The organism is Achromobacter spanius, assembly GCF_029637605.1.
In the GTDB taxonomy this organism is placed as follows: Bacteria; Pseudomonadota; Gammaproteobacteria; order Burkholderiales; family Burkholderiaceae_B; genus Achromobacter; species Achromobacter spanius_E.
This window is the reverse complement of record NZ_CP121261.1, coordinates 5722447-5745636: the sequence shown is the minus strand read 5'-3', so window position 1 is coordinate 5745636 and position 23190 is coordinate 5722447. Positions and strand designations below refer to the sequence as shown.

Below are 23190 nucleotides of genomic sequence, written 5' to 3'. Positions count from 1 at the left end.
AAGCGGCCGGCCCGAAAGGCCGGCCACGTATCAGCCCAATGGTTCAGACTTGCGGCGGTTCGATCCAGAAGAAGCGTTCGCCTTGGCGGACCATATCGGCGACGCCCTCGGCGCCAATGCGGTAGTCCGAACCCATCAGCGATGCGCCGCCGTCTTCATGGATATGGATAACGGCCAGCGGGTCATTGGCCATGGTGTACCAGTAGTACCCGGGCTTGAGATTATGCAGGTCAGTAGTCATTGCTCGAGTATACAAACAACACTGCCTGTACAAAAAGACAACAGAAATACAAAGCCTGCCTGACAGCAAGAACACGACGCGTCATACTGCCTGCTCCTAATCTGAATTAGCTGGTGCTTTTGACACACATCGGTTTTGAAGCGACACGCAATACGCGGACGTAATACGCGGACTTCGACCGAGAGGAGAACAGCGAGCGCATGAAAAGGCAGTCACTTCAATTCAGCGAGCCGCTCAAGCAAGCCGTCCTGGCAGGCTTGAAAGTGCAGAGCCGCCGCATTCTGAAGCCGCAACCCACCAAACTCACGACGGTTTGGTATGCGGATGCCGCCGATTCGGGCCGCTGGGTAGCAATGGGTCCCGTTCGCGATAACCCCTCAGAATTACGAAAGACGTCCAGTTGGGTCAGGTGTCCCTACGGGAAAATCGGTGAAACCATCATCCTGACCGACGAAGCGGGTAATGAGTTCGCCACCGCGCTTATCGTCGGGGTCCGCATCCAGCGCCTGCAAAACCTGACCGAAGCCGATGCGCGCGCCGAAGGCACGGAAGCCCTGTACCAATCTTCCGCCCTATTGCCCGGCGTTCCACTTCAAACAGCGTTTGCATTAACGTGGTGCGAACGCTATGGCTCGCATGCCTGGGCGGCCAATCCCTGGGTTTGGGTGGTGGAGTTCCGCGGCGCGCAGTCGATCTGACCTTATCGGTCTGACCTATTCGGGCCGCGCTGCCCGCCATGATAGTGACCGTGTGTAACGCAGCGGTCTGACTTCATCTGATTCCACTGCATTTCAATCGATTTCAGGTCTGCGTTTACCAGAGCGCAAGCACTATCCCGCACCGCAGCAGGCGCGCGTTGCGCAGTGGATGCACCGGTTGCGGATTGTCGCTATTGAGGAGGCGACGCTTACGAATCCGCAGCCGAAAAGCCCGAAAATAGGGGCGTCGAATACTCAACTTTGCTGTGTCGCGCAGCAGGCAGGTGCAACATGAAAAAATGGCTTATTGCTGGTGCCGGTGCCGCGGGTCTGCTGATTTCCAGCGTGGCCCTTGCCCGGGTGGACGTGGGGATCTCAATCGGCGTGCCCGGCGTGGTGTATCCCGCTCCGGTGTACGTGGCGCCCGCGCCCGTCTACGTGGCGCCTCCCCCACCGGTGTACTACCGGCCCGCGCCCGTCTATGTGGCTCCCCGGGTGGTTTATCCCGCCCCGGTTTATTACCGTGGCGGCCCCCACTGGCGCGGCGGCCCGCCCCCGCGTTATTACGGTCCGGGCCCCGGCCATTACCGTGGTCATGGACACGGCAAGGGACACGGCGACTGGCGTCGCTAAAAGCAAAGGCCACTCTAGCGAGTGGCCTTTTTTCCATTGGGACATTGTCCGGTGCCCCGTTGGAATGACGATCAGGCCGCGGGGACCCGTACCGGCTTTTCCGCCACGACGGCGGATTTTTGGGATACCTGCGCGGGCTTGCCATCAACCCAACGCGGGGATTCCTGAACAAGATCAATCCATCTGCGGGGCGCACTGGACGCCCGCCACCAACCATTATGCGGACGCATGGGCAAACTCCGGCTCACCGTTAAAACGCACACCATTGATTTCTTGGAACAATTGACGGCTTTCCTGTTCTGCTTCGTGCAAGTCTGAGAACGGCGCCTGTCCGGGCACAGTCCAGCATTTTTCCGGCGCGGTTCCGCCAACTCGGCGGGTCCATATCTGCACGCGGTAGCCCTGTTCGTCTTCACGAGCGACAGAGCATCTCACACGAAAATCTCCAATCATTCTTGAAGTCATGGACAACTCCTTGTTATATAAGTGAATGAAGCGTGTAGAACGCGGGTGTATTGTGCCGCATCTATCCGGCCCTTTTATTAAAAATACACAATTGCTCACATCAAAATCATGCACTCACCCGCGTAGCATAATGAGCAAAAACGACAGCAATATGTCGACATGATAAAAAAAAACGGAGCCCAAAGGCTCCGTTTTCTTATCAGCCATTTGGCCGATAGACGCACAGCGCGTCAGGGTTTCAGCACCGTCAAACCACCCATATATGGCTGCAACGCCTCGGGAATCAAAACGCTGCCATCCGGCTGCTGATGATTTTCCAGCACGGCGACCAACGCGCGGCCCACGGCCAAACCCGAACCATTCAAGGTATGCACGAATTCCGGTTTGCCCTGGGCGTTGCGGAAACGCGCCTGCATGCGGCGGGCCTGGAAGGTTTCGCAATTGGACACCGACGAAATTTCGCGCCAGGTATTTTGCGCCGGCAGCCACACTTCCAGGTCATAGGTCTTGGCCGAGCCAAAGCCCATGTCACCGGTGCACAGCAGCATGACGCGGTACGGCAGGCCCAGCAATTGCAGGACGCGCTCGGCGTGGCCGACCATGTCTTCAAGGGCTTCGTACGACTGGTCCGGCTGCGTGATCTGCACCATTTCGACCTTGTCGAACTGATGCTGGCGGATCATGCCACGGGTGTCGCGGCCGCCGCTGCCGGCTTCGGAACGGAAGCACGGCGTGTGCGCGGTGAGCTTCAGCGGCAGGTCGGCGGCGGCCTGGATCGTGTCGCGCGCCACGCTGGTCAGCGTAATCTCCGACGTGGAGATCAGGTACTGGTCTTCACGCACATAAGGATTGCCCGCGGCATCAACCTTGGGGTCGTCATCGCCGCCGCCCTTGGACACGGCGAACATGTCGTCCTTGAACTTGGGCAACTGGCCCGTGCCGTACAAGGTGGATGCGTTGACGATGTAAGGCGTATAGCACTCGGTATAACCGTGCGTGCCCGTTTGCAGGTCCAGCATGAACTGCGACAGCGCGCGGTGCAGGCGGGCGATGGGGCCGCGCATGAACGAGAAGCGCGCGCCCGACAGCTTGGCGGCCATGTCGAAATCCAGGCCCAGCGGTTCGCCAATGGCGACGTGGTCGCGCGCCTCGAACGCAAGCGCCGGCGGGTTGCCGTCGGCCCCCGCTTCGCCCGGCAGCCAGCGACGGACTTCGACGTTGTCGTCAGCGGATTCGCCCAAGGGCACGCTGGCGTGCGGCAAGTTCGGCACCGACATCAGCAGGTCGTTAAGCGGCGCCTGCAAGGCGGCCAGCTCTTCTTCCAACTGCTTCAGGCGGACAGGCACCGCCTGCGATTCCGCCATGACGGCGCTGGCGTCTTCGCCCTTGGCCTTCAACTGACCGATCTGCTTGGCCAGCGCGTTGCGGCGGGCTTGCAGGGACTCGGTTTCGGTCTGGACGGCCTTGCGGCGGGATTCCAGGTCGTTGAACCGTTCCGTGTCGAAGGACACGCCACGGCTCTTGAGGCGGTCGACGACGGTTTGCAGGTCTTTGCGCAGCAGTATCGGGTCTAGCATGTTGATGTCGGTTGAGGTTCTTGTGAAAGCAACGGGCGGGGCCTGTTACCGGTTCTTGGCGCGTTCCTGTGCGTCCAGCTCGCGCAGGAATGCCAACTTTTGCTGGATTTTAGCCTCCAGGCCGCGATCGGTCGGCCGATAGAAGGAAGGCTTGAGTCCATCAGGGAAATATTGTTCGCCGGCGGCGTAGCCGTGCGGCTCGTCGTGGGCGTAGCGGTAGGCCTTGCCGTGGCCCAACTGCTTCATCAGTTTGGTAGGCGCGTTGCGCAGGTGGATGGGCACCGGCGCGCTGCCGTGTTCGGCCGCGAACTGGCGCGCCTGGTTGTAGGCGTTGTAGACGGCGTTGGACTTGGCCGCGCAGGCCATGTAGACCACCGCTTGCGCCAGCGCAAGCTCGCCTTCGGGCGAACCCAGTCGTTCGTAGATGTCGGCGCCGTTCACGGCCAGGTCGGTGGCGCGCGGGTCGGCCAGGCCGATGTCTTCCACCGCCATGCGCACCAGGCGGCGCGACAGGTATTTGGGATCGGCACCACCGTCAATCATGCGGCAGAACCAATACAGCGCGGCGTCGGGATTGGAGCCGCGCACCGATTTATGCAGCGCACTGATCTGGTCGTAGAAGGCGTCGCCGCCCTTGTCGAAACGGCGCAGGTTCTGCGACAGCGATATTTCCAGCCAGGCCGCATCCACGGTGTCGCGGCCCGCCGATTGCGCGGATTCCGCCACCACTTCCACTGCGCTGATCAAGCGCCGCGCGTCGCCGTCGGCCCAGGCGGCCAATTGCTCGCGCGCGTCGGGCTCGATGCGGATTGACTCGCCTTCATCCAGCCCTTCGTTCAGCGCGTGTACCGCGCGATCGACCAACTGCTGCAATTCTTCGGGCGATAGCGACTGCAGCACATACACCCGCGCGCGCGACAACAGCGCCGAATTGACTTCGAAGGACGGGTTTTCGGTCGTGGCGCCAATGAAGGTGAACAGCCCGCTTTCCACATAAGGCAGAAAAGCATCCTGCTGCGCCTTGTTGAAGCGATGCACCTCGTCCACGAAAAGAATGGTGCGGCGGCCCTGGCCTTGCGCCACCTGCGCCACCGTGACGGCTTCGCGGATGTCCTTCACGCCGCCCAGCACCGCCGAAATGGCGATGAATTGCGCATCAAAGCCATCAGCCATCAGGCGCGCCAGCGTGGTCTTGCCCACGCCGGGCGGCCCCCAGAAGATCATGGAATGCGGACGGCCGGACTCAAACGCCACGCGCAGCGGTTTGTCAGGACCCAGCAGGTGCGATTGCCCGACCACATCGGACAAGGAACGCGGGCGCAGGCGCTCGGCCAGGGGCACATAGGGCCGATGCGCAGGATCGGCCGCGAAGAGATCGTTGCTCATTGGCAGCAGATGGGGGAAGACGGCAAGAAATACAAGTCAGCATTACACCATGACCGCCGCCTCCGCCCCGTGGAGCGGGCGGAGGCGCCTAGGCCAGTTCGGGCGGTGCGAAGCGGCGGTTCGCCAGCACCGGCAGCACCTTGCGGGCATGCGCCAGACGTTCGGGGTCGATATCGGCAAACACCAGCGCCGGGCCCTCGCCCGCGCGCGCCGTCACCACGCCCAGGGGGTCCACGACCATGCTGCAACCGATATTGCGCTCGCCGCATTCCCCGGTGGCCGCCACGTAGCAGGTGTTTTCCAGCGCGCGTGCCGTAACCAGCACTTCCCAGTGCATTTCCTTCAGCGGGCCGCGCACCCAGGCTGCCGGCAGCACCAGCAGGTCCGCGCCATCCAGCGCCAGGCGGCGCGCCAGTTCAGGGAATCGCACGTCGTAGCAGGTCATGAGCCCCACGCGCAGGCCGCCAATGTCCAGCAGCGGGGGAAGCTCGGTGCCGGCCGTGACGTTGGTGGATTCCTTCATCGTGAAGGCGTCATACAGGTGCAACTTGCGGTATTGCGACACGATCCGCCCGTCCTGGACGGTAACCAAAGTATTCCAGACCCGCCCTTCGCCCGTCGGAACGTGCACGCACATCATGGTGGCAAGGGACGAACCACGGCTGGCTTCAAGCAGCCGGGTCATGAATGGACCGTCCAGCGGCTGGGCCGCTTTCAGCACGATTTGCGGGTCGGTTATGTCGCGGGCCAGGATGCCTTCGGGCAAGACCAAAAGCCCCGCGCCGCCTGCGCGGGCGCGCTCCATCAGGTCAATGCAGACCTGCGCGTTTTCTTCCCAGACTCGGCTTACGGCGAACTGGCCCAAGGCGACTTTCAACATGGCTTTTCCTTCAAGGAGCGCGGTGCTTTCGCGGATTTCCTATTGTCGCGCCAACCAGCCCTCGACACAGCCTACGGGTAAGCCCTAGCTGCCGTTTGTAAATTTCTTTCACGATAATGAAAAAAACAAACTTTCACGTAAATATTTTCCAGAATCGAGCGCCCGCCATGACGAATTCATCTTCCCCCGCCGCCTTGTTGGATGTGAACGGCAAAGGCCTGGGCGCGTTCCCCGAGTCCTGTACGACGGCCGGTGTGGCCGCGCTGAACTGGAACCTGCTGAACGAAGACGTGAGCCTGCCCGTGGCGGTGTTGTACGAAGCGCGCGTGCGCCACAACCTGCAATGGATGCAGCAGTTCATGGAGGCGTACCACGTCAAGCTGGCGCCGCATGGCAAGACCACGATGAGCCCCGCCCTGTTCAAGCGCCAGATCGACAACGGCGCGTGGGGCATCACGCTGGCCACCGCGCCGCAAGTGCTGGCCGCGTATCAACACGGCATCCGCCGCGTGCTGATGGCTAACCAATTGGTGGGCCGCGCCAACATGGCCATCATCGCGCGCCTGCTGCAAGACCCCGCATTCACCTTCTTCTGCATCGTCGATTCACCCGCCAACGCCGCCCAGTTGGGCCAGTTCTTCGGCGAGCAAGGCCTGACCCTGCCGGTGCTGATCGAGCTTGGTCCCACGGGCGGACGCACCGGCGTGCGCGACGACGCGCAATTGCAGGCCGTGGTCGACGAGATTGGCCGCTGGCCCAGCCTGGCGCTGGCCGGCATTGAAGTCTATGAAGGCGTGTTGCAGGAAGAAAGCGCCATCCGCGCCTTCCTGCGCCGCGCCACCGACGCCCTGCGCGGCCTGGCCACCTCGGGCCGCCTGCGCAAGAACGGCCCCGCCGTCATCTCTGGCGCGGGTTCGGCCTGGTTCGACGTGGTGGCCGAGGAATTCTCGCAACTGGATATCGGTGCGCCGCTGGAAGTGGTGCTGCGCCCCGGTTGCTACCTGTCGCACGACGTTGGCGTGTACCGATCGGCCGCTGAGCGCATCAACGCCCACAACCCCGTGGCGCAAAAAATGGAACCGGGCCTCTTGCCCGCCTTGCAGGTCTGGGCCTATGTGCAATCGCTGCCCGAACCCGGCCGCGCCATCATTGCCCTGGGCAAGCGCGATGCCGCGTTCGACGCCGGCCTGCCCACTCCCGCCCTGCACTTCCGTCCTGGCCTGACGCGGCCCGGCCTGACGCGGCCCGGCCTGACGCGGCCCGACCAAGACACGCCCAGCGCCGCGCCGCAAGCCTGGAAGCTGACCGCCATGATGGACCAGCACGCCTTCATGCAGCTCGCCGACGGCGACGACATCCAGGTCGGCGACATGATCGCCTTCGACATTTCCCACCCCTGCCTGACGTTCGACAAGTGGCGCCAGGTGCTGCTGGTGGACGAGCAATACCGCGTCACCGACGTGGCCGAAACCTTTTTCTGACCGCCCCCCGCCCGCCGCACCGCGCCTGGCCCGAGGGGGCTGCTGCAAAAAACCGGGATCCCGGCGCATACCCAATCACGCGACAACCTGTTTTTGACCCTCTGGAGAGAGAATCATGAACTTCCGACCCTCCCGGCGAGGCAGTGGGCTGACCAGCCTGCTCGCGGCCGGCGCTATTGGCTTGACCGCATTGACGTCCCCCGCCCTGAGTGCCACGCCGGTCAAGGGGGGCACGATATCCGTCGCCACCATCGGTGAACCCCCGACGCTGGACCCGATGAGCAGCACCGCCGACCTGGTGGGCATCCTGACGCAGCATTTCTTTGAAACGCTATACACCTTCGACGCCAAGTGGAACCTGACACCGCTGCTGGCCGAGAAGATGCCGGACGTCACCCCCGACGGCCTGGTCTACACGATCCCGCTGCGCCAGGGCATCACCTTCCATGATGGGTCGAAGATGGACTCGTCGGACGTGCTGGCGTCCTTGAAGCGCTGGACCGAAACCGCCACGCGCGGCAAGGGCGCGGCCAAAGTCATCAGCAGCATCGAAGCGCCTGACGCCAACACCATCCGCATCACGCTGAAACAACCCTATGCGCCGCTGACCGCGCTGCTGGCCATGAACAACGCCGCGGCCGTCATCATGCCCAAGAGCAAGATCGCGCCGGTGCTGACCGAATTCGTCGGCACGGGGCCTTACCAGTTGAAGGCCCGCATGCCGGACCAGTACATCCAACTGGTCCGCTTCGAAGGCTACAAGCAACGCGAAGGCGAGCCCGACGGTTACGGCGGCGCGCGCAAGCAATACCTGGACGAAATTCGCTTCGTGCCGGTCAGCAACGCCAACACCCGTTCCGAAGCCGCCGCCGCCGGCCAGTTCGACTACGTCGACTCGCTGCCCGTGGAAGCGCTGGACAAGCTCAAGGGCGGCCGTTCCGATCCGGTAATGCTCAAGCCCTTCGGCTGGCCGCGCCTGGTGCTCAACACCAAGCAAGGCATCATGTCCAACCTGGCCGTGCGCCAGGCCGTGCAGTTGGCGCTGAACGAAGAAGACATGCTGTACGCCGCCTTCGGCAACAAGGACTTCTACAAGCTCAACGGCGACCTCTATCCGGAAGGCTACCCGTGGGCCACGTCGCTGGGCGGCAAGGTCTACAACAAGGCCGACTCCGCCGCTGCCAAGAAGCTGCTGGACAGCGCCAACGTGGCCGACAAGAAGATCCGCATCCTGACCAGCCAGCAGTACGAGTTCCATTACAAGATGGCGCTGGTGGCCGCGGAATACCTGAAGGCCGCCGGCTTCACGGTGGACATGCAGGTGGTGGACTGGGCCACGCTGACGCAACGCCGCCAGGACCCCGCCGTGTGGGACATCTTCATCACCCACAGCGTGTTCCTGCCGGAACCCGCGCTGATCGACTTCCCGTCGAAAGATGCGCCGGGCTGGTGGGATACGCCGCGTCGCGCTCAAGTCATGGACGCTTTCAACCAGGCCCGCACGCAGGAAGAACGGATCAAGCGCTGGGCCGACGTGCAGCAAGCCGTGTATGACGAAGTGCCCTTCGTGAAGGTCGGTGACTTCAACGCCCAATCCGCCCGCTCGCCGTCACTGCAAGGCACCAAGCCCGCCCCCTGGCCGTTCTTCTGGAACGCCTGGAAGGCCCCGAAGTAACCCCTGCAAAGCACGTAGGATGGGTGAAGCGCGGCATGCTCGGGGCAAGAACCCGATTGCCTGCCGCGCGCAACCCATCAAGCAGCGGTGGGTTCTTAACGGTTTCAGCCACAACATCACCGCTGCTTGATGGGTTACGCGCGATGGAGGTCGTTGTTCTGATTCCCCGCCTGCCGCGCTCCACCCATCCTACGAGCCCCCGTGCCGAACGAATCGCCGTACCGAACGAGCCGCCGTGCCGAACGAATCGCCGTGCCGAACGAGCCGCCGTGTCGAATGACGCTTTTTAGGACTTTATCGTGTTGCGTTATCTTTTAAACCGCTTGGTCGGGCTGGTGGCTGTGATGTTTATCGTCGCGACCATTGTGTTCGTCATTATTCGCGTCACGCCCGGTGACCCGGCCGCGGTGATGCTCGGGCCGCAGGCCAGCCAGCAAGACATCGCGGCGCTGCGCGCGCAGTTGGGGCTGGACCAGCCCATGGCGCTGCAGTATGTGTCGTGGCTGGGCAAACTGGTGCAGGGTGATCTGGGCCAGTCCATCTTCATGAACAAGCCCGTGCTGTCGGCGCTGGCCGACCGCGCCGAGCCCACGATACTCCTGACCTTGATGTCGCTGCTGATCGCCAGCGCCATCGCGCTGCCCGTGGGCATTCTGTCCGCGGTCAAGCGCGGCACCACGCTGGACCAGTCGGTGCTGTCGTTCTCGATGTTTACTTCCAGCGTGCCCAGCTTCTGGCTTGGCTTGCTGCTGATGCAGATTTTCTCGGTGAAGCTGGGCTGGCTGCCGGTGTCGGGCTATGGCGGCCCGGACGCCTCGCTGGCCACGCGCCTGTCGCATTTGATCCTGCCCGCCGTGGTGCTAGGGCTGGTGAATTCCGCGCTGATCACCCGCTTCATCCGCGCCAGCATGCTGGACGTGCTGCGCGATGATTACGTGCGTACCGCGCGGGCCAAGGGCCTGCCGGAAAGCAAGGTCATCCTGAAGCACGCCGTGCGCAACGCGCTGATCCCCATCCTGACCGTGCTGGGCCTGACCACCGCGCTCTTGATCAGCGGCGCCGTCGTGACCGAAACCGTGTTCGGCCTGCCCGGCGTGGGCAGCCTGGTGGTGTCGGCCGTGCTGCGCCGCGACTATCCCGTCATCCAGGGCGCGCTGCTGATCATCGCGGCCATCTACGTCCTGATCAATCTGATCATCGACCTGCTGTACCTGCTGGTCGACCCCCGGGTGCGCTACTGATATGGCTATTGCAACTTCCCCCCAATCCACCGGCGGCGCGGACCGCTGGCAGGTGCTGCGCCTGCTGGTGTCGCGCAAGACCGTACTGTTGAGCCTGATCGTGATCATCGTGCTGGTGGCCGCCGCGCTCTTGGCGCCGTGGGTCAGCCCCTACGACCCCTTCAAGCTGTCCATCATGAACCGGCTGAAAGCGCCGGGCGCCGCGCACTGGTTCGGCACCGACGACTTCGGCCGCGATGTGTTCAGCCGCGTCATCTACGGCGGCCGCCTGTCGCTGATGGTGGGCTTTTCCGTGGTGATCGTATCCAGCGTGTTGGGCATTGCACTGGGCCTCATCGCCGGCTTCTTCCGCTCGGCCGACAAGTTCGTGTCGCGCCTGATCGACGCCATGATGGCCTTCCCGGACATCCTGCTGGCGATTTCGCTGGTGGCCGCGCTGGGGCCGTCGCTGATCAACGTGGTGATTGCGCTGGGCATCGTCTACACGCCGCGCCTGGCCCGCATCGTGCGCGCCTCGACGCTGGTGATCCGCGAACTGCCTTTCGTGGAAGCTGCCCGCGCGCTGGGCGTGCCTACGTGGCGCATCGTCACCGTGCACGTGCTGCGCAACCTGGTGTCGCCCATTCTGGTGCAAGGCACGTTCATCTTCGCCTACGCGATTCTGGCCGAAGCCGGTCTGTCGTTCCTGGGCGTGGGCGTTTCGCCCGACATTCCCACCTGGGGCACCATGATCAACGCCGGCCAGCAATACGTGGGCTCGGCCGACTGGATCATGGTTTTTCCCGGCATTGCCATTGTGCTGTCCGTACTGTCGCTGCAATTGGTGGGCGACGGACTACGCGACGTACTCGACCCGCGCCTGCGCAAGGAGCTGTAATCATGACGGCAAGCACCCGAGACGTCGTGCTGTCCGTGGAAGGGCTCAAGACCTGGTTCCACAGCCGCGACGGCATCGCCAAGTCCGTGGACGGCGTCACCTTCGATCTGGCACGCGGTGAAACGCTGGCCATCGTGGGCGAATCCGGTTCCGGCAAATCCGTGACCAGCCTGTCCATCATGGGCCTGTTGCCCAAGCCGGCGGGCCGCATCGAAGCGGGCAAGATCCTGTTCCGCGACCGCCAGGGCGTGCAGCACGACCTGGCCCATGCGTCGTCCGCCACCCTGCAGAAGATACGCGGCGCCGAAATCGCCATGATCTTCCAGGAGCCCATGACCAGCCTGAACCCGCTGTACACGGTGGGCGACCAGATCGCCGAAGCCGTGTTGCAGCACGAAGGCGGCTCCTACGCGGCGGCCATCAAGCGCGCCCGCGAAATGCTGGAACGCGTGGAGATTCCCGCCGCCGATCGGCGCGTCAACGAATACCCGCACCAGATGTCGGGCGGCATGCGCCAGCGCGTGATGATTGCACTGGCCCTGGCCTGCAACCCGGCGGTGCTGATCGCCGACGAGCCCACCACCGCGCTGGACGTCACCGTGCAAGCGCAGATTCTTGATCTGCTGCGCCGGCTGCAAAAAGAGATGAACATGAGCATCCTGTTCATCACGCACAACCTGGGTGTGGTGGCAGAAATCGCGCATCGCGTAGCGGTCATGTACGCCGGGCGCGTGGTGGAAGACGCGGGCGTGTACGACCTGTTCGAGAAGCCCACGCATCCGTATACCCGCGGCCTCTTGTCCTGTCTGCCCACGGCGGCGCTGCTGGCTTCCGGTGAGCGCCTGCGCGCCATTCCGGGCAACGTGCCCAGCGTGCTGTCGCTACCGGCCGGTTGCACCTTCGCGCCGCGCTGCGACATGGCGGCCGACGATTGCCGCGCCGCCGTGCCCGAATTGGTAGCCGTGCAGGCCGAACACCGCGCGCGCTGCATCAAGGTGAACCCGATATGACTAGCCCCCAAGCCACCGTGCGGGCCGAAGACCCGCTGGTCCGCATTGAAGATCTGAAAGTCCACTTCCCCACGTCGCAAGCGCGTAATGCGCCCGTCGTGCGTGCGGTGGACGGCGTCAGCTTCGACGTGCCCCGCAACACCATCGTCGGCCTGGTCGGTGAATCCGGCTCGGGCAAGACCACGACGGGCCGCGCCTTGCTGCGCCTGTTCAAGCCCACCGCCGGCCGCCTGCTGTTCGACGGCCAGGACATCACGCATCTGAACGAAAAGCAGATGCTGCCGTGGCGCCGCCGCATGCAGATTGTGTTCCAGGACCCTTACGCCAGCCTCAACCCCCGCATGACGGTGGCCGAGATTCTGGGCGAGGCGCTGGACACGCACAAGTTGGCGCAACACCGCCACTCGGCCCGCATCGGCGAACTGCTTGAGCGCGTGGGCCTGAACGCGGACCACAGCCGCCGCTACCCGCATGAATTCTCGGGTGGCCAGCGCCAGCGCATCGGCATTGCGCGCGCGCTGGCGGTGGAACCCGATTTCATCGTGGCGGACGAACCCGTGTCGGCGCTGGATGTGTCGGTGCAGGCGCAGGTGCTGAACCTGCTGCAAGACCTGCAACGCGACCTGGGCCTGACGATGCTGTTCGTGGCGCATGACCTGGCCGTGGTGGACTACCTGTGCGACGAAGTCGTCGTGATGTACCTGGGCCGCGTCATGGAGCGCGGCCCGACCAGCGAAGTCTACGCACGCCCGCGCCACCCCTATACTCGCGCACTGCTGTCGGCCGCCCCCGTGCCGGATCCGCGTGCGCCACGTTCGCGTATTCTGCTCAAGGGCGACATCCCCAGCCCGATCAATCCGCCGTCCGGCTGCGTGTTCCGCACACGCTGCCCCCACGCCACCGACGCCTGCGCCACCATCGAGGCGCAAGCGGTGGAAGTGGGTCCGGGCCACTTTGTGGCCTGTACGCGCCTTGACGCCCCCGAGCTGGCGGCCTAGCCACTGCACCAAACGATCCGACCCAGGAATCCCACATGAACATCATCCGCGACATCGTCTTCCAGATACGCAGTCGGCGGGACGCATTGAGCGTGACCGAACGCAAGGTGGCCGACGCCATTCTTGACGACATCATCTGGGGCGCCAGCGCCACCGTGGACCAGCTGGCCACGAAGGCCGGCGTCAGCATCGCCACGATTTCCCGCTTTGCGCGCACGGTGGGTTGCGATGACACCCGTGACCTGAAGATGAAACTGGCGCAAGCCAGCACGGTGGGCAGCCGCTTTCTGGACCCCAGCGCGCCGGCCGAGGAAAGCACCTTCTACGCGCGCATCTACGCCGACATCGAAAGCACGCTACGCGCACATCTGCCCACGTTTACCGAACAGCTTTTCGAACAGGCGGCCTCCATCGTGGATGGCGCGCGGATGATCTACGTGTTCGGCATGGGCGGCGCGTCGGCCGTGCTGGCGCAGGAAGTGCAATCGCGGCTGGTGCGGCTGGGCTACCCCATCGCCGTGTACAGCGACGCCGTGCTGCTGCGCATGGTGGCCGCCACGCTGGACGAGCGCGACGCCGTGCTGGTGCTGTCGGCATCGGGCCTGACGCCGGAAATCCTTGGCGCGGCGCGCATCGTCAAGCAGTACCGCGCCCGCATCGTCGCCATCACCGACGCCACGTCCGAGCTGGCCAAGCTGGCCGACGTGGTACTGCCCATCCGCACGGACGAAACCGACTTCATCTACAAACCCTCGGCATCGCGCTACGCGATGATGCTGGCCATTGATTTGCTATCGACTGAACTGGCCATGCTGAACCAAGAGGAAAACCGCGAACGGCTGCGCCGCATCAAGCTGGCGCTGGACGAGCATCGCGGCGGCCCCAACCGTTTACCGCTGGGCGATTGAACCTGGAACCCAAGATGTACGACACCCTTATCGGCAACGTCCGTGTCCTGGACGGCACGGGCGGCCCCGAATATCGCGCCAGCGTGGCGCTGGCCGACGGCCGCATTGCCGCCATCGGCGCCCTGCCCGGCGCGCAAGCCCGCCAGATCATCGACGGCACGGACCTGGCCCTGGCCCCCGGCTTTATCGACGTGCATACGCACGACGACACCAACGTCATCCGCACGCCGGGCATGCTGCCCAAGCTGTCGCAGGGCGTGACCACCGTGGTGGTGGGCAACTGCGGCATCAGCGCATCGCCCGTGTCGCTGCGCGCCGACCCGCCCGACCCGATGAATCTGCTGGGTAGCCGCGAGGACTTCGCCTACCCCAGCTTTAGCGACTACACGCGCGCCATCGAAGCAGCCCAGCCCGCGGTCAACGTGGCCGCGCTGGTGGGCCATACCGCGTTGCGCAGCAATCACATGGACCGCCTGGACCGCGTCGCCACCCGCGACGAAGTCCTGGCCATGCGCGAGCAACTACGAGAGGCGTTGGCGCATGGCGCCATCGGCCTGAGCACGGGCCTGGCCTACGCCTCTGCCATCGAGGCAGACACGGACGAGGTCAAGCTGCTGGCCGAAGCGCTGGACGAATTCGGCGCGCTGTACACGACGCATCTGCGCTCTGAATTCGCGGCCATTCTTGACGCCATGCAGGAAGCCTTCGACATCGCCCAGCACGCCCGCGTGCCGGTGGTGGTGTCGCACCTGAAATGCGCGGGCGCGGGCAACTGGGGCCGCACGAAGGAAGTGCTGTTTGCGCTGGAGAACGCCGGCCGCATGCAGCACGTGGGCTGCGACTGCTATCCCTATTCGGCCAGCTCGTCCACGCTGGACTTGAAGCAGGTCACCGACGAATTCGATATCGACATCACATGGTCGGTGCCGCACCCCGAGCAAGCCCGCCGCAAGCTGGCCGACATCGCGGCCGACTGGGGCGTGTCCTTGATGGACGCCGCGCGCCGCCTGCAACCGGCCGGGGCCGTCTATCACAACATGCACGAGGACGACGTGCGGCGGGTGCTGTCGCATCCGCTGACGATGGTGGGTTCGGACGGCTTGCCCAACGACCCGATGCCGCATCCGCGCCTGTGGGGCGCCTTCCCGCGTGTGCTGGGCCACTACAGCCGCGACGTGGGCTTGTTGCCGCTGATCCAGGCCGTGCACAAGATGACGGGCCTGTCCGCCGCCCGCTTCGGCCTGGCCGAGCGCGGGCTGGTGCGCGAGGGCTATCACGCCGACCTGGTGCTGTTCAACCCGGATACCGTCATCGACCGCGCCACCTTCGCCGCCCCCGTGCAAACCGCCGCGGGCATCGAGGCCGTGTGGGTCAACGGCGCGCTGTCCTATCGGCACGGGCAATCCACGGGCGAGCGCGCCGGCCGCTGGCTGCCACGCAACGGCGACCTGCGCGCCAGCTTTGCCGCCGCATCGCCCTATTCTTCCGCATCCACCCAAATTTAAGGAGTGCACTCATGAGCAACGCCCCCACCCCCGACAACAACGGCATCACCCGCTACGGCGTCGCCGGCGGCACCGGCCAAGGCGGTTCGCACATGCCGTTCGCGCGCGCGGTCGCCGCCGACGGCTGGCTGTACGTGTCCGGCCAGGTGCCGATGGAAAACGGGGAAGTGATTGAAGGCGGCACCGTCGCGCAATGCCACAAGGCGATCCAGCAACTGCTGGGCATTCTGAAGGAAGCCGGCTACGGCCCGGAACACGTGGTGCGTTGCGGCGTCTGGCTGGACGACGCCCGCGATTTCCCGTCGTTCAACAAGGTCTTCAAGGAATACTTCGGCGAAAACCCACCCGCCCGCGCCTGCGTGCAGTCCAGCCTGATGGTGGACGCCAAGGTGGAAGTGGATTGCGTGGCGTACAAGCGGCCGTAACCGGCTAACGCGGGCTTGCCGTAACTGGCCAACGCCGGCTTGTCGTAACTGGCCAACGCCCGGCTTGCCGTAACCGGCCAACGCCGGCTTGTCGTAACTGGCCAACGCCCGGCTTGCCGTAACTGGCCAACGCCGGCTTGTCGTAACTGGCCAACGCCCGGCTTGCCGTAACCGGCCAACGCCGGCTTGTCGTAACTGGACAATGCCGGCTCGTCGTAACTGGACAGCGCCGGCTTGTCGTAGGATGGGTGAAGCGCGGAAGGCAGGAGGCAAGAACCCCGCTGCCCAACGCGCGTAACCCATCAGACGAAGGTGGCGGTATGGCAAAACCCCAGAAGAACCGGGGCGTTGCTTGATGGGTTACGCGCGTTCGACGCCGGGGTTCTTGCGACCAATCTCCCGCGCTTCACCCATCCTACATTTTCACTACGTCTACGCCTTGGGGGGCCGTGAACTGGAATTCCTTGGCGGGTAGCGTGGGGTTGGCGTTAATCGCCGATAGGTCCACGCGCGTGGTCTGGCCGAACGAATCCAACAATTCCACACGCACCGGCAAGTTGTCTTTCATGCCGATATCCACGCGCGAAAAGCCGGCGTCTGCCGTACGCGGCTTGGCGCGCAGCCAGTCTACGCCGTCCTTGGATGGCAAGGCCGACACATCGAACGACTGCTCAAGCGAGCCCGAACCGAACAGAATCGCGGCGGGCGACGTGCCGATGGCGGCGTCGACCTTGCGTTCGGTGACCTGCGCCAGGTCGGGGTCGAACTGGAACAGCACGCGGCCGTCGGACACCACCAGTTGCTCATAGGGCTTCTGCACCGCCCACTTGAATTTGCCCGGACGCTGGAACGAGAACACGCCGGTTTGCGCGGGCTGCGTGCGGCCCTGGTTGTTCACCGTGTATTGCGAGAACGAACCCGTCGCCGACGTGACCGTGGCCACAAACGACTTCAACTGCTCTTGCGCGCTGGCGGCAAACGACAGCGCGGGCGCCAGGCTCAAAGCGGCTACGACGGCCAGGCGGCGAAACGTCTTCATCATGCTTCCTCTCGGGCAGCGGCAGCGGCGGGGACCAGGATCTCGCGGTTGCCATTGGACTGCATCGCCGACACCATACCCGATTGCTCCATCTGCTCGAGTAACCGGGCGGCGCGGTTGTAACCAATGCGCAGGTGGCGCTGCACCAGCGAAATCGACGCGCGGCGGTGCTTGAGCACCACTTCGCAGGCCTGGTCGTACATCGGGTCGGATTCCGCGTCGCCACCGATGCCGGTGACGCTGCTGGCGCCTTCGCCGTTGTCGCCTTCGACGCCGCCTTCCAGCAGCCCTTCGATATAGTTCGGCTCGCCCTGCGCCTTCAGGTTTTCCACCACGCGGTGCACTTCGTCATCGCTGCAGAACGCACCGTGCACCCGCACCGGCAGACCGGTGCCCGGCGGCATGTAGAGCATGTCGCCTTGACCCAGCAGGGTTTCGGCGCCCATCTGGTCAAGAATGGTGCGGGAATCAATCTTGGACGACACCTGGAACGCGATACGCGTCGGGATGTTGGCCTTGATCAGGCCGGTAATGACGTCCACGCTGGGGCGTTGCGTGGCCAAAATCAAGTGAATGCCAGCCGCGCGCGCCTTCTGCGCCAGGCGGGCGATCAGTTCTTCGATCTTCTTGCCCACCACCATCATCAGGTCAGCCAGCTCGTCGATCACCACCACGATGGTGGGCAACGGCGCCAGCGGCTCGGGCTGGTCGGGCGTCAGCGAGAACGGATTCGGGATGGGTTCCTCGCGCTTGATGGCGTCGCGGATCTTGGTGTTGTAGCCCGCCAGGTTGCGCACGCCCATCTTGCTCATCAGGCGATAGCGTTTTTCCATTTCGCCCACGCACCAGTTCAGCGCGTTGGAGGCTTGGCGCATGTCGGTGACCACCGGCGCCAGCAGGTGCGGAATCCCTTCGTAGACGCTCATTTCAAGCATCTTCGGGTCAATCAAAATCAGGCGGGTGTGCGACGCATCGGCCTTGTAGAGCAGCGACAGGATCATGGCGTTGATCCCGACCGACTTACCCGAACCGGTCGTACCGGCCACCAGCAGGTGGGGCATCTTGGCCAGGTCGGCCACCACGGGGTTGCCGGCGATGTCCTTGCCCAGCGCCATGGTCACCACCGAATGGCTGGCGTGATAGGTCTGCGACCCCAGGATCTCGGACAGGCGCACCATCTGGCGGCGCGGGTTGGGCAGTTCAAGGCCCATCAGGTTCTTGCCCGGAATGGTTTCCACCACCCGGATGCTGACCAGGCTGAGCGCGCGGGCCAGGTCCTTGGCCAGGTTCACGATCTGGCTGCCCTTTACCCCGGTGGCGGGCTCGATTTCATAGCGCGTGATGACGGGGCCAGCCTGGGCCGCCACGACCGTAACAGACACGCCGAAGTCGGCCAGCTTCTTTTCAATCAGGCGCGACGTGAATTCGATGGTCTCGGCAGAGACGGTTTCCTGGTTGGTAAGCGGCGGGTCCAGCAGGCTGATGGCGGGAAGGTCGCCCTCGGCGCCGCCGGACGGCGCAAAGAACAGCGACTGCTGCTTTTCCTTTTCCACCCGTTCGGACTTGGGCACGACGGTAATGGCGGGTTCAATCCGCACCGGCTGCTCGTGCACCAGCTTTTCCTGCTTGGCCACGACCTGTTCCGTGCGCACGGCCTTGGCCACCTGGCCCACCTTGCGGTCTTCGCGCGCGGCGTAGGAATCGCGAACGCGGCGCACCAGGCCTTCCAGCCACGCGCCCACGCGCTCGGCCACCGCCAGCCACGAAAACGAGAAGAACAGGCTCAGGCCAATCGCCAGCATGACCAGGAAGGCCAGCGTGCTGCCGGTAAAGCCGATGCTGCGGCTGATCAGATCGGCCAACATGTGGCCGATGACGCCGCCCGCGCCGCTGGCGGTCTCGGACGCGCCGGGCAAATGCGTGCCGTGGCTGGCCAGTCGCAAGGCTTCCATGCCCAGCGACCCCACCAGCAGCAGGAAAAAGCCGATGCCCTCTTCCCAATGGACACGCGGCAGCACTTCCGGCTGCTTACCATTAGTTACCTTAAGCTGGCTGGCCAGGCGCCGATAGCCTGCCCGAACCCGGTGCAGCAGCAGGATGACCCACCACCAGGCGGAAAAACCGAAGAGATAAAGCAGGATGTCCGCCAAATAAGCGCCCAGCCGGCCGCCATGGTTGCGCACGACGTCGCCGGGCACGGAGTGCGACCAGCCAGGGTCGGACGCGCTCCAGGTGGCCAGCACCAGGGTGAGCCAGGCCGCCAGGGCGGCAAATAGGATCCAGCGGGCTTCGCGCAGCAACGCGGAGATACGCGTTTGTAGCGGCGAGGGACCGTTGCGGGTGTTGCGCGAGGCGCGCGGGGAAGCAGTCGAGATACGCGGCATGCGGCTCATTATAATTGGGCGTTAACCTAAAGATACCCGCCCATGTCCACGCCCACGCACGCTAAAGTTTTGATACTCGGTTCCGGCCCCGCCGGTTACACGGCGGCCGTCTATGCGGCACGCGCCAACCTGAGCCCCGTCCTGGTGACCGGCCTGGCCCAAGGCGGCCAGTTGATGACCACCACGGACGTCGATAACTGGCCCGCCGACGCGGATGGCGTCCAGGGGCCCGACCTGATGCAGCGTTTCCAGAAGCACGCCGAACGCTTCAACACCGAAATGCTGTTCGACCACATCGCCAAGGTTGATCTGTCCAAGCGTCCCTTCACGCTGACGGGCGACACGGGCAAGATCTACACCTGCGACGCCCTCATCATCGCCACCGGCGCATCGGCCAAATACCTGGGCCTGCCCTCTGAAGAGGCCTTCATGGGCCGCGGTGTGTCCGGCTGCGCCACTTGCGACGGCTTCTTCTACCGCAACCAGGACGTGGTCGTGGTGGGCGGCGGCAACACCGCCGTCGAAGAAGCCCTGTACCTGTCGAACATCTGCCGCAAGGTCACCCTGATCCATCGCCGCGACAAGTTCCGCGCCGAACCCATCCTGGTCGACAAGCTGATGTCCAAGGTCGAGAACGGCAACATGGAGCTGAAGCTGTTCCACACCCTGGAAGAGGTGCTGGGCGACGACAGCGGTGTAACCGGCGTGCGCGTACGCCACGTGGACACTGGCGCTACCGAAGATATGCCCGTCACGGGCGCCTTCATCGCCATCGGCCACCAGCCCAACACCGAAATCTTCCAGGGCCAACTGGAAATGAAAGACGGCTACATCGTCACCAAGAGCGGCTTGTCCGGCATGGCCACGATGACCTCCGTCCCGGGCGTGTTCGCCGCGGGCGACGTGCAGGACCACGTCTACCGCCAAGCCATCACCAGCGCCGGCACGGGCTGCATGGCCGCCCTGGACGCGCAACGGTGGTTGGAGAATGCGGGGCAGTAAGGTCGGCCTGGCCGACCTGAAACGCCTGAAGAAAGACCTGCAAGCCGAGCGCGAACGCGAAGCGCTTGCCAAGCGGGTTGCTGTTCTGAAGAAGCCTGAAACGGCCCCCATGGACGACATGGCGGCGTTTCAGCGCACCATGAAGTCCGTCACGCCGATCAAGCAGGCCGCCCGGGTGGAACACAAGCCCGTGGTGGAACCCGCGCCCGCGCTGCGCCGGGCCAACGCGCTGGGCGAAACGCCGTCACGCGCCGATATCGGCGTGTCCGACGGTGGAGAAATCACGCACCTGCTGTCCGAAGGCGGCACCGCTTTCGTGCGCAGTGACGCGGCGCCGGATACCGCGCGCAATCTGCGTCGCGGCCAATGGCGCGCGGGCGCCGAACTGGACCTGCACGGCTTGCGCGTGGAACAGGCGCGCCATGCGCTGCTGTCGTTCCTGGATGAATGCCAGGACCACGGCATCCGCTGCGTGCGTATCGTGCACGGCAAGGGCTATGGCTCGGAAGGGCTGGAGCCGGTGCTGAAAGACAAGGCGCGCACCTGGCTGGTGCAGAAGAACGAGGTGCTGGCGTTTTCCGAAGCGCCCGAACGCGAAGGCGGCGCCGGCGCGCTGCTGGTGCTGCTGCGGCAATCCGAAGGATCGCGCAAATGAAATGGCTATACCTGGGCGTGGCGATCATTGCCGAGATCTTCGCCACCAGCGCCTTGAAGGGCTCCGAAGGCTTCACGCGCCTGATGCCGTCCCTCATCACCGTGTTCGGCTACCTGATCTCGTTTTACTTCCTGTCGCTGACGCTGCGCGAAATTCCCGTCGGCATCGCCTACGCCATCTGGTCGGGCGTGGGCATCGTGCTGATCTCCATCGTGGGCGCGGTGTTGTTCAAGCAGCATCTGGACACGCCCGCGCTGATCGGCATCGGCCTCATCATCGCCGGCGTGGTGGTGATGAACGTGTTTTCGAAATCGGTCTCGCATTGACGGCGCGCACCGGGCGGTTTGGGTGGCCCGCGTTGTGGCGCAGGCAGGCGGCCTGGATTTGCCTGGCTTGCCTGGCCTGGCTGGCTTGCCTGAGCTACCTGCCGGCCGCCAACGCCGCCGCGCAGGAATTCAACCGCGCCGCCGAACTCTCCCGCTACCGCGCGTGGCTGAAAGACTTCACACGAGATCTCGACCGGCTGTCCGCCACGCGGCGCCCGCTTAGCGACGCCCAGTTGGACGAGATGTTCGCGCGCACGGTCGTGCCCGGCTCGCGCGCCGCCGGCTTCATCCGCCAGAGTTTTGCGCGGCGCGCCAAGGACGGGTCGTACATTCCCCAAACCGGGCCACGCCGCGTGTTCCTGGGCGTTTTGGAAAGCGGCATTCCAGCCGGTCAAGGCGGCATATACCCCGAAACAGATCCGGCGCTTGACGTCGGCGACCTGACGGTCTGGTACCTGCATGTGGACGTGGGCGACATGACCAATACGTACCTGCTGTCGCCCGACCATTTCACGCCCTACCGGCTGCCCCCGCCCGGCAAGCTGGAACGCAAGGCTTACCCCTTCCTGCTGATGCAGACCGACCACGGCGCCTTGCGCCTGGGCGGTGTCAGCAGCGAACTCTGGGGCCTGATCGTGTATTTGCACAATGCCGCGTATTAAGTCCGCCCTGCGCCTGATTGCCGTGGCCACGCTACCGCTGGCGTCCCCCTTCGCACACGCACTGTGCCAGCCCATGGCGGCATCCGGCCAACGGGAAACCGTGGTCGCCGACGTGCGCTTGAACGACACCAACACCCTGCTGGCGCTGGATGGCTCGCGCATCAAGACATGGGAGCCCCCCGTGGGTGTGCGTACCGGCCCACGCGCCACGCCCTACATTTGGGCTGAAGCCGTGGAGTGGTCCGTGTACACCGCCGAACCGGGCGCCACCATCGGCCCTACCCTGCTGCGTTTCGAGCGTGGCCCGGATGGCGTCAAGCACATTTGCGGCATCGCCGAATACAGTGCCCGCGCCGTTCACGAGGCAATGGAATCCAGGCAGCCCTCGCTGCCCATGCCCGACAACGAAACCCGCTTTCTTTACGACGACGCGGGGCGGCTTGCAGGCTATGAACTGCGCTCGCGCAATGCCGCGGGCCGTGCCAACCCCACGCAGCATTACTGCCTGCGTTATGACCGCAACGGCTGGCTGGCCGAACATGGCGCCAACGCCTGCAACAAGCCGTCGCGGCCGCTGATGCGCTATGTGCACGATACGGCGGGCCGCCTGCTGCGCACGATTTCCTACCAGGAAGGACAAGGCGACGCGCTCGAAGTCAGGGAGTTCGACACGCAAGGCCAGCCTGGCCAGCGCACTCTGCGCCAGCGGCTGGATTGGGACAACGACAAGGTGGTGCTGGGCTTGCCCCACCAGGAGCAGGCGTCGGAATATTCCATCCTGGTGCTGCCCGGCCCGGACTGGGCGGCGCCGGCATTGGCGTCGTTCCATTACGACTGGGCCATCGTGCGGCCCAAGGGCGATGGCCGCGAGGTCTATGCCGCCCGCCGAGACCCCACCGCCGTGCTAGCGCAGGGCAACAGCGGCGCGAACGGCCGCTTCACGCTAAGCGCGGCACAGCGCCGTCAGGTCTGGGAAGCAGCGGGCCGACACCCCGGCGGCGTGCAATGGCTGTGGGCGCCGGGGCAGATCTACACCCTGCTGCAAGCCCTGCCCGACCCGGTCTGGCAGGCCTGCACCAACCCGGATAACCGCCAGCCAGGCGCCTGCAAAGCCCCCTAAAC

At 64.6% G+C, this 23190-nt stretch carries 23 protein-coding genes; 16 read left to right on the top strand and 7 right to left on the bottom strand.

The features are described 5' to 3' along the window. Nucleotides 1-43: 43 nt before the first annotated feature. Nucleotides 44-241, bottom strand: coding sequence for a hypothetical protein (locus P8T11_RS25745; RefSeq protein ID WP_082134365.1), 198 nt, complete (start codon nucleotides 239-241; stop codon nucleotides 44-46). A 200-nt stretch (nucleotides 242-441) separates the two neighbouring features. Between P8T11_RS25745 and P8T11_RS25740 the strand changes: the two genes are divergently transcribed. Together P8T11_RS25740 and P8T11_RS25735 are read left to right on the top strand one after the other, a co-directional pair. Next, nucleotides 442-939: an ASCH domain-containing protein gene (locus tag P8T11_RS25740; RefSeq protein WP_268079418.1), complete on the top strand. Its 498-nt coding sequence runs from the start codon at nucleotides 442-444 to the stop codon at nucleotides 937-939. 291 nt (nucleotides 940-1230) lie between these two features. After that, complete coding sequence (locus tag P8T11_RS25735; RefSeq protein WP_268079419.1) at nucleotides 1231-1572, top strand: virulence factor; 342 nt, start codon at nucleotides 1231-1233, stop codon at nucleotides 1570-1572. A gap of 216 nt (nucleotides 1573-1788) precedes the next feature. Here the strand turns inward: P8T11_RS25735 and P8T11_RS25730 are convergent, their stop codons facing one another. From P8T11_RS25730 to P8T11_RS25715, 4 genes are all read right to left on the bottom strand, one after another. Continuing rightward, on the bottom strand, nucleotides 1789-2037 hold the full coding sequence (locus tag P8T11_RS25730) for a hypothetical protein (RefSeq protein ID WP_082134366.1): 249 nt from the start codon (nucleotides 2035-2037) through the stop codon (nucleotides 1789-1791). 230 nt (nucleotides 2038-2267) lie between these two features. Next, complete coding sequence (serS, locus tag P8T11_RS25725) at nucleotides 2268-3614, bottom strand: serine--tRNA ligase (RefSeq protein ID WP_100852816.1); 1347 nt, start codon at nucleotides 3612-3614, stop codon at nucleotides 2268-2270. A gap of 45 nt (nucleotides 3615-3659) precedes the next feature. Beyond that, complete coding sequence (locus P8T11_RS25720) at nucleotides 3660-5000, bottom strand: replication-associated recombination protein A (RefSeq protein ID WP_268079420.1); 1341 nt, start codon at nucleotides 4998-5000, stop codon at nucleotides 3660-3662. Between the two features lie 88 nt (nucleotides 5001-5088). Further along, nucleotides 5089-5880 (bottom strand): deaminated glutathione amidase, encoded by a 792-nt coding sequence (locus P8T11_RS25715; protein ID WP_268079421.1) that lies wholly within the window; start codon nucleotides 5878-5880, stop codon nucleotides 5089-5091. A 167-nt stretch (nucleotides 5881-6047) separates the two neighbouring features. Between P8T11_RS25715 and P8T11_RS25710 the strand changes: the two genes are divergently transcribed. From P8T11_RS25710 to P8T11_RS25670, 9 genes are all read left to right on the top strand, one after another. Continuing rightward, entirely contained in the window at nucleotides 6048-7361 is a 1314-nt protein-coding gene (locus P8T11_RS25710) for an amino acid deaminase (protein WP_268079422.1), read from the top strand. Between the two features lie 115 nt (nucleotides 7362-7476). After that, complete coding sequence (locus P8T11_RS25705; protein ID WP_268079423.1) at nucleotides 7477-9036, top strand: ABC transporter substrate-binding protein; 1560 nt, start codon at nucleotides 7477-7479, stop codon at nucleotides 9034-9036. Between the two features lie 299 nt (nucleotides 9037-9335). Continuing rightward, nucleotides 9336-10277 (top strand): ABC transporter permease, encoded by a 942-nt coding sequence (locus P8T11_RS25700; protein ID WP_046803377.1) that lies wholly within the window; start codon nucleotides 9336-9338, stop codon nucleotides 10275-10277. 1 nt (nucleotide 10278) lies between these two features. Further along, entirely contained in the window at nucleotides 10279-11154 is an 876-nt protein-coding gene (locus tag P8T11_RS25695; RefSeq protein WP_268079424.1) for an ABC transporter permease, read from the top strand. A gap of 2 nt (nucleotides 11155-11156) precedes the next feature. Next, a complete protein-coding gene (locus P8T11_RS25690) occupies nucleotides 11157-12164 on the top strand; it encodes an ABC transporter ATP-binding protein (protein WP_100852822.1) in 1008 nt (335 codons plus the stop codon). Further along, nucleotides 12161-13162, top strand: a complete 1002-nt coding sequence (locus P8T11_RS25685; RefSeq protein WP_268079425.1) for an ABC transporter ATP-binding protein — start codon at nucleotides 12161-12163, stop codon at nucleotides 13160-13162. Before P8T11_RS25690 ends, P8T11_RS25685 begins: the two co-directional genes overlap by 4 nt. Before the next feature lie 35 nt (nucleotides 13163-13197). Beyond that, a complete protein-coding gene (locus tag P8T11_RS25680; protein WP_268079426.1) occupies nucleotides 13198-14070 on the top strand; it encodes a MurR/RpiR family transcriptional regulator in 873 nt (290 codons plus the stop codon). 14 nt (nucleotides 14071-14084) lie between these two features. Continuing rightward, on the top strand, nucleotides 14085-15575 hold the full coding sequence (locus P8T11_RS25675) for an N-acyl-D-amino-acid deacylase family protein (RefSeq protein WP_268079427.1): 1491 nt from the start codon (nucleotides 14085-14087) through the stop codon (nucleotides 15573-15575). 11 nt (nucleotides 15576-15586) lie between these two features. Continuing rightward, a complete protein-coding gene (locus P8T11_RS25670) occupies nucleotides 15587-16000 on the top strand; it encodes a RidA family protein (protein WP_268079428.1) in 414 nt (137 codons plus the stop codon). Nucleotides 16001-16415: 415 nt separating this feature from the next. Here P8T11_RS25670 and lolA read toward each other — a convergent pair whose 3' ends face one another. Beyond that, nucleotides 16416-17039: an outer membrane lipoprotein chaperone LolA gene (lolA, locus tag P8T11_RS25665; RefSeq protein WP_259252656.1), complete on the bottom strand. Its 624-nt coding sequence runs from the start codon at nucleotides 17037-17039 to the stop codon at nucleotides 16416-16418. Beyond that, the gene (locus P8T11_RS25660; protein ID WP_268079429.1) at nucleotides 17039-19423 is read right to left on the bottom strand and encodes a DNA translocase FtsK; all 2385 of its coding nucleotides are present in this window, start codon (nucleotides 19421-19423) and stop codon (nucleotides 17039-17041) included. Before P8T11_RS25660 ends, lolA begins: the two co-directional genes overlap by 1 nt. Nucleotides 19424-19465: 42 nt before the next feature. Between P8T11_RS25660 and trxB the strand changes: the two genes are divergently transcribed. Genes trxB through P8T11_RS25635 form a run of 5 tightly spaced genes read left to right on the top strand, consistent with a single transcriptional unit; the run spans nucleotide 19466 to nucleotide 23188 of the window. After that, a complete protein-coding gene (gene trxB / locus P8T11_RS25655) occupies nucleotides 19466-20425 on the top strand; it encodes a thioredoxin-disulfide reductase (protein ID WP_050447205.1) in 960 nt (319 codons plus the stop codon). Next, nucleotides 20412-21080 carry a Smr/MutS family protein gene (locus P8T11_RS25650; RefSeq protein WP_268079430.1) on the top strand — a complete coding sequence of 223 codons (669 nt, stop codon included), beginning with the start codon at nucleotides 20412-20414 and terminating at the stop codon, nucleotides 21078-21080. The genes trxB and P8T11_RS25650 overlap by 14 nt, the downstream gene beginning before the upstream one ends. Continuing rightward, nucleotides 21077-21406 (top strand): DMT family transporter, encoded by a 330-nt coding sequence (locus P8T11_RS25645; RefSeq protein WP_050447207.1) that lies wholly within the window; start codon nucleotides 21077-21079, stop codon nucleotides 21404-21406. Before P8T11_RS25650 ends, P8T11_RS25645 begins: the two co-directional genes overlap by 4 nt. Next, a complete protein-coding gene (locus tag P8T11_RS25640) occupies nucleotides 21403-22068 on the top strand; it encodes a hypothetical protein (RefSeq protein WP_268079431.1) in 666 nt (221 codons plus the stop codon). The genes P8T11_RS25645 and P8T11_RS25640 overlap by 4 nt, the downstream gene beginning before the upstream one ends. Then, nucleotides 22055-23188: a hypothetical protein gene (locus P8T11_RS25635; RefSeq protein ID WP_268079432.1), complete on the top strand. Its 1134-nt coding sequence runs from the start codon at nucleotides 22055-22057 to the stop codon at nucleotides 23186-23188. The genes P8T11_RS25640 and P8T11_RS25635 overlap by 14 nt, the downstream gene beginning before the upstream one ends. The last annotated feature ends 2 nt before the right edge of the window (nucleotides 23189-23190 follow it).

Bases quoted from the DNA above. Each gene is read 5' to 3' on its own strand.
- P8T11_RS25695 (WP_268079424.1), top strand. From the start codon at position 10,279: ATGGCTATTGCAACTTCCCCCCAATCCACCGGCGGCGCGGACCGCTGG.
- P8T11_RS25645 (WP_050447207.1), top strand. From the start codon at position 21,077: ATGAAATGGCTATACCTGGGCGTGGCGATCATTGCCGAGATCTTCGCC.
- lolA (WP_259252656.1), bottom strand. From the start codon at position 17,039: ATGAAGACGTTTCGCCGCCTGGCCGTCGTAGCCGCTTTGAGCCTGGCG.
- P8T11_RS25745 (WP_082134365.1), bottom strand. From the start codon at position 241: ATGACTACTGACCTGCATAATCTCAAGCCCGGGTACTACTGGTACACC.
- serS (WP_100852816.1), bottom strand. From the start codon at position 3,614: ATGCTAGACCCGATACTGCTGCGCAAAGACCTGCAAACCGTCGTCGAC.
- P8T11_RS25715 (WP_268079421.1), bottom strand. From the start codon at position 5,880: ATGTTGAAAGTCGCCTTGGGCCAGTTCGCCGTAAGCCGAGTCTGGGAA.
- trxB (WP_050447205.1), top strand. From the start codon at position 19,466: ATGTCCACGCCCACGCACGCTAAAGTTTTGATACTCGGTTCCGGCCCC.
- P8T11_RS25735 (WP_268079419.1), top strand. From the start codon at position 1,231: ATGAAAAAATGGCTTATTGCTGGTGCCGGTGCCGCGGGTCTGCTGATT.
- P8T11_RS25710 (WP_268079422.1), top strand. From the start codon at position 6,048: ATGACGAATTCATCTTCCCCCGCCGCCTTGTTGGATGTGAACGGCAAA.
- P8T11_RS25720 (WP_268079420.1), bottom strand. From the start codon at position 5,000: ATGAGCAACGATCTCTTCGCGGCCGATCCTGCGCATCGGCCCTATGTG.
- P8T11_RS25685 (WP_268079425.1), top strand. From the start codon at position 12,161: ATGACTAGCCCCCAAGCCACCGTGCGGGCCGAAGACCCGCTGGTCCGC.
- P8T11_RS25680 (WP_268079426.1), top strand. From the start codon at position 13,198: ATGAACATCATCCGCGACATCGTCTTCCAGATACGCAGTCGGCGGGAC.
- P8T11_RS25740 (WP_268079418.1), top strand. From the start codon at position 442: ATGAAAAGGCAGTCACTTCAATTCAGCGAGCCGCTCAAGCAAGCCGTC.
- P8T11_RS25675 (WP_268079427.1), top strand. From the start codon at position 14,085: ATGTACGACACCCTTATCGGCAACGTCCGTGTCCTGGACGGCACGGGC.
- P8T11_RS25670 (WP_268079428.1), top strand. From the start codon at position 15,587: ATGAGCAACGCCCCCACCCCCGACAACAACGGCATCACCCGCTACGGC.
- P8T11_RS25650 (WP_268079430.1), top strand. From the start codon at position 20,412: ATGCGGGGCAGTAAGGTCGGCCTGGCCGACCTGAAACGCCTGAAGAAA.
- P8T11_RS25660 (WP_268079429.1), bottom strand. From the start codon at position 19,423: ATGCCGCGTATCTCGACTGCTTCCCCGCGCGCCTCGCGCAACACCCGC.
- P8T11_RS25635 (WP_268079432.1), top strand. From the start codon at position 22,055: ATGCCGCGTATTAAGTCCGCCCTGCGCCTGATTGCCGTGGCCACGCTA.
- P8T11_RS25690 (WP_100852822.1), top strand. From the start codon at position 11,157: ATGACGGCAAGCACCCGAGACGTCGTGCTGTCCGTGGAAGGGCTCAAG.
- P8T11_RS25705 (WP_268079423.1), top strand. From the start codon at position 7,477: ATGAACTTCCGACCCTCCCGGCGAGGCAGTGGGCTGACCAGCCTGCTC.
- P8T11_RS25730 (WP_082134366.1), bottom strand. From the start codon at position 2,037: ATGACTTCAAGAATGATTGGAGATTTTCGTGTGAGATGCTCTGTCGCT.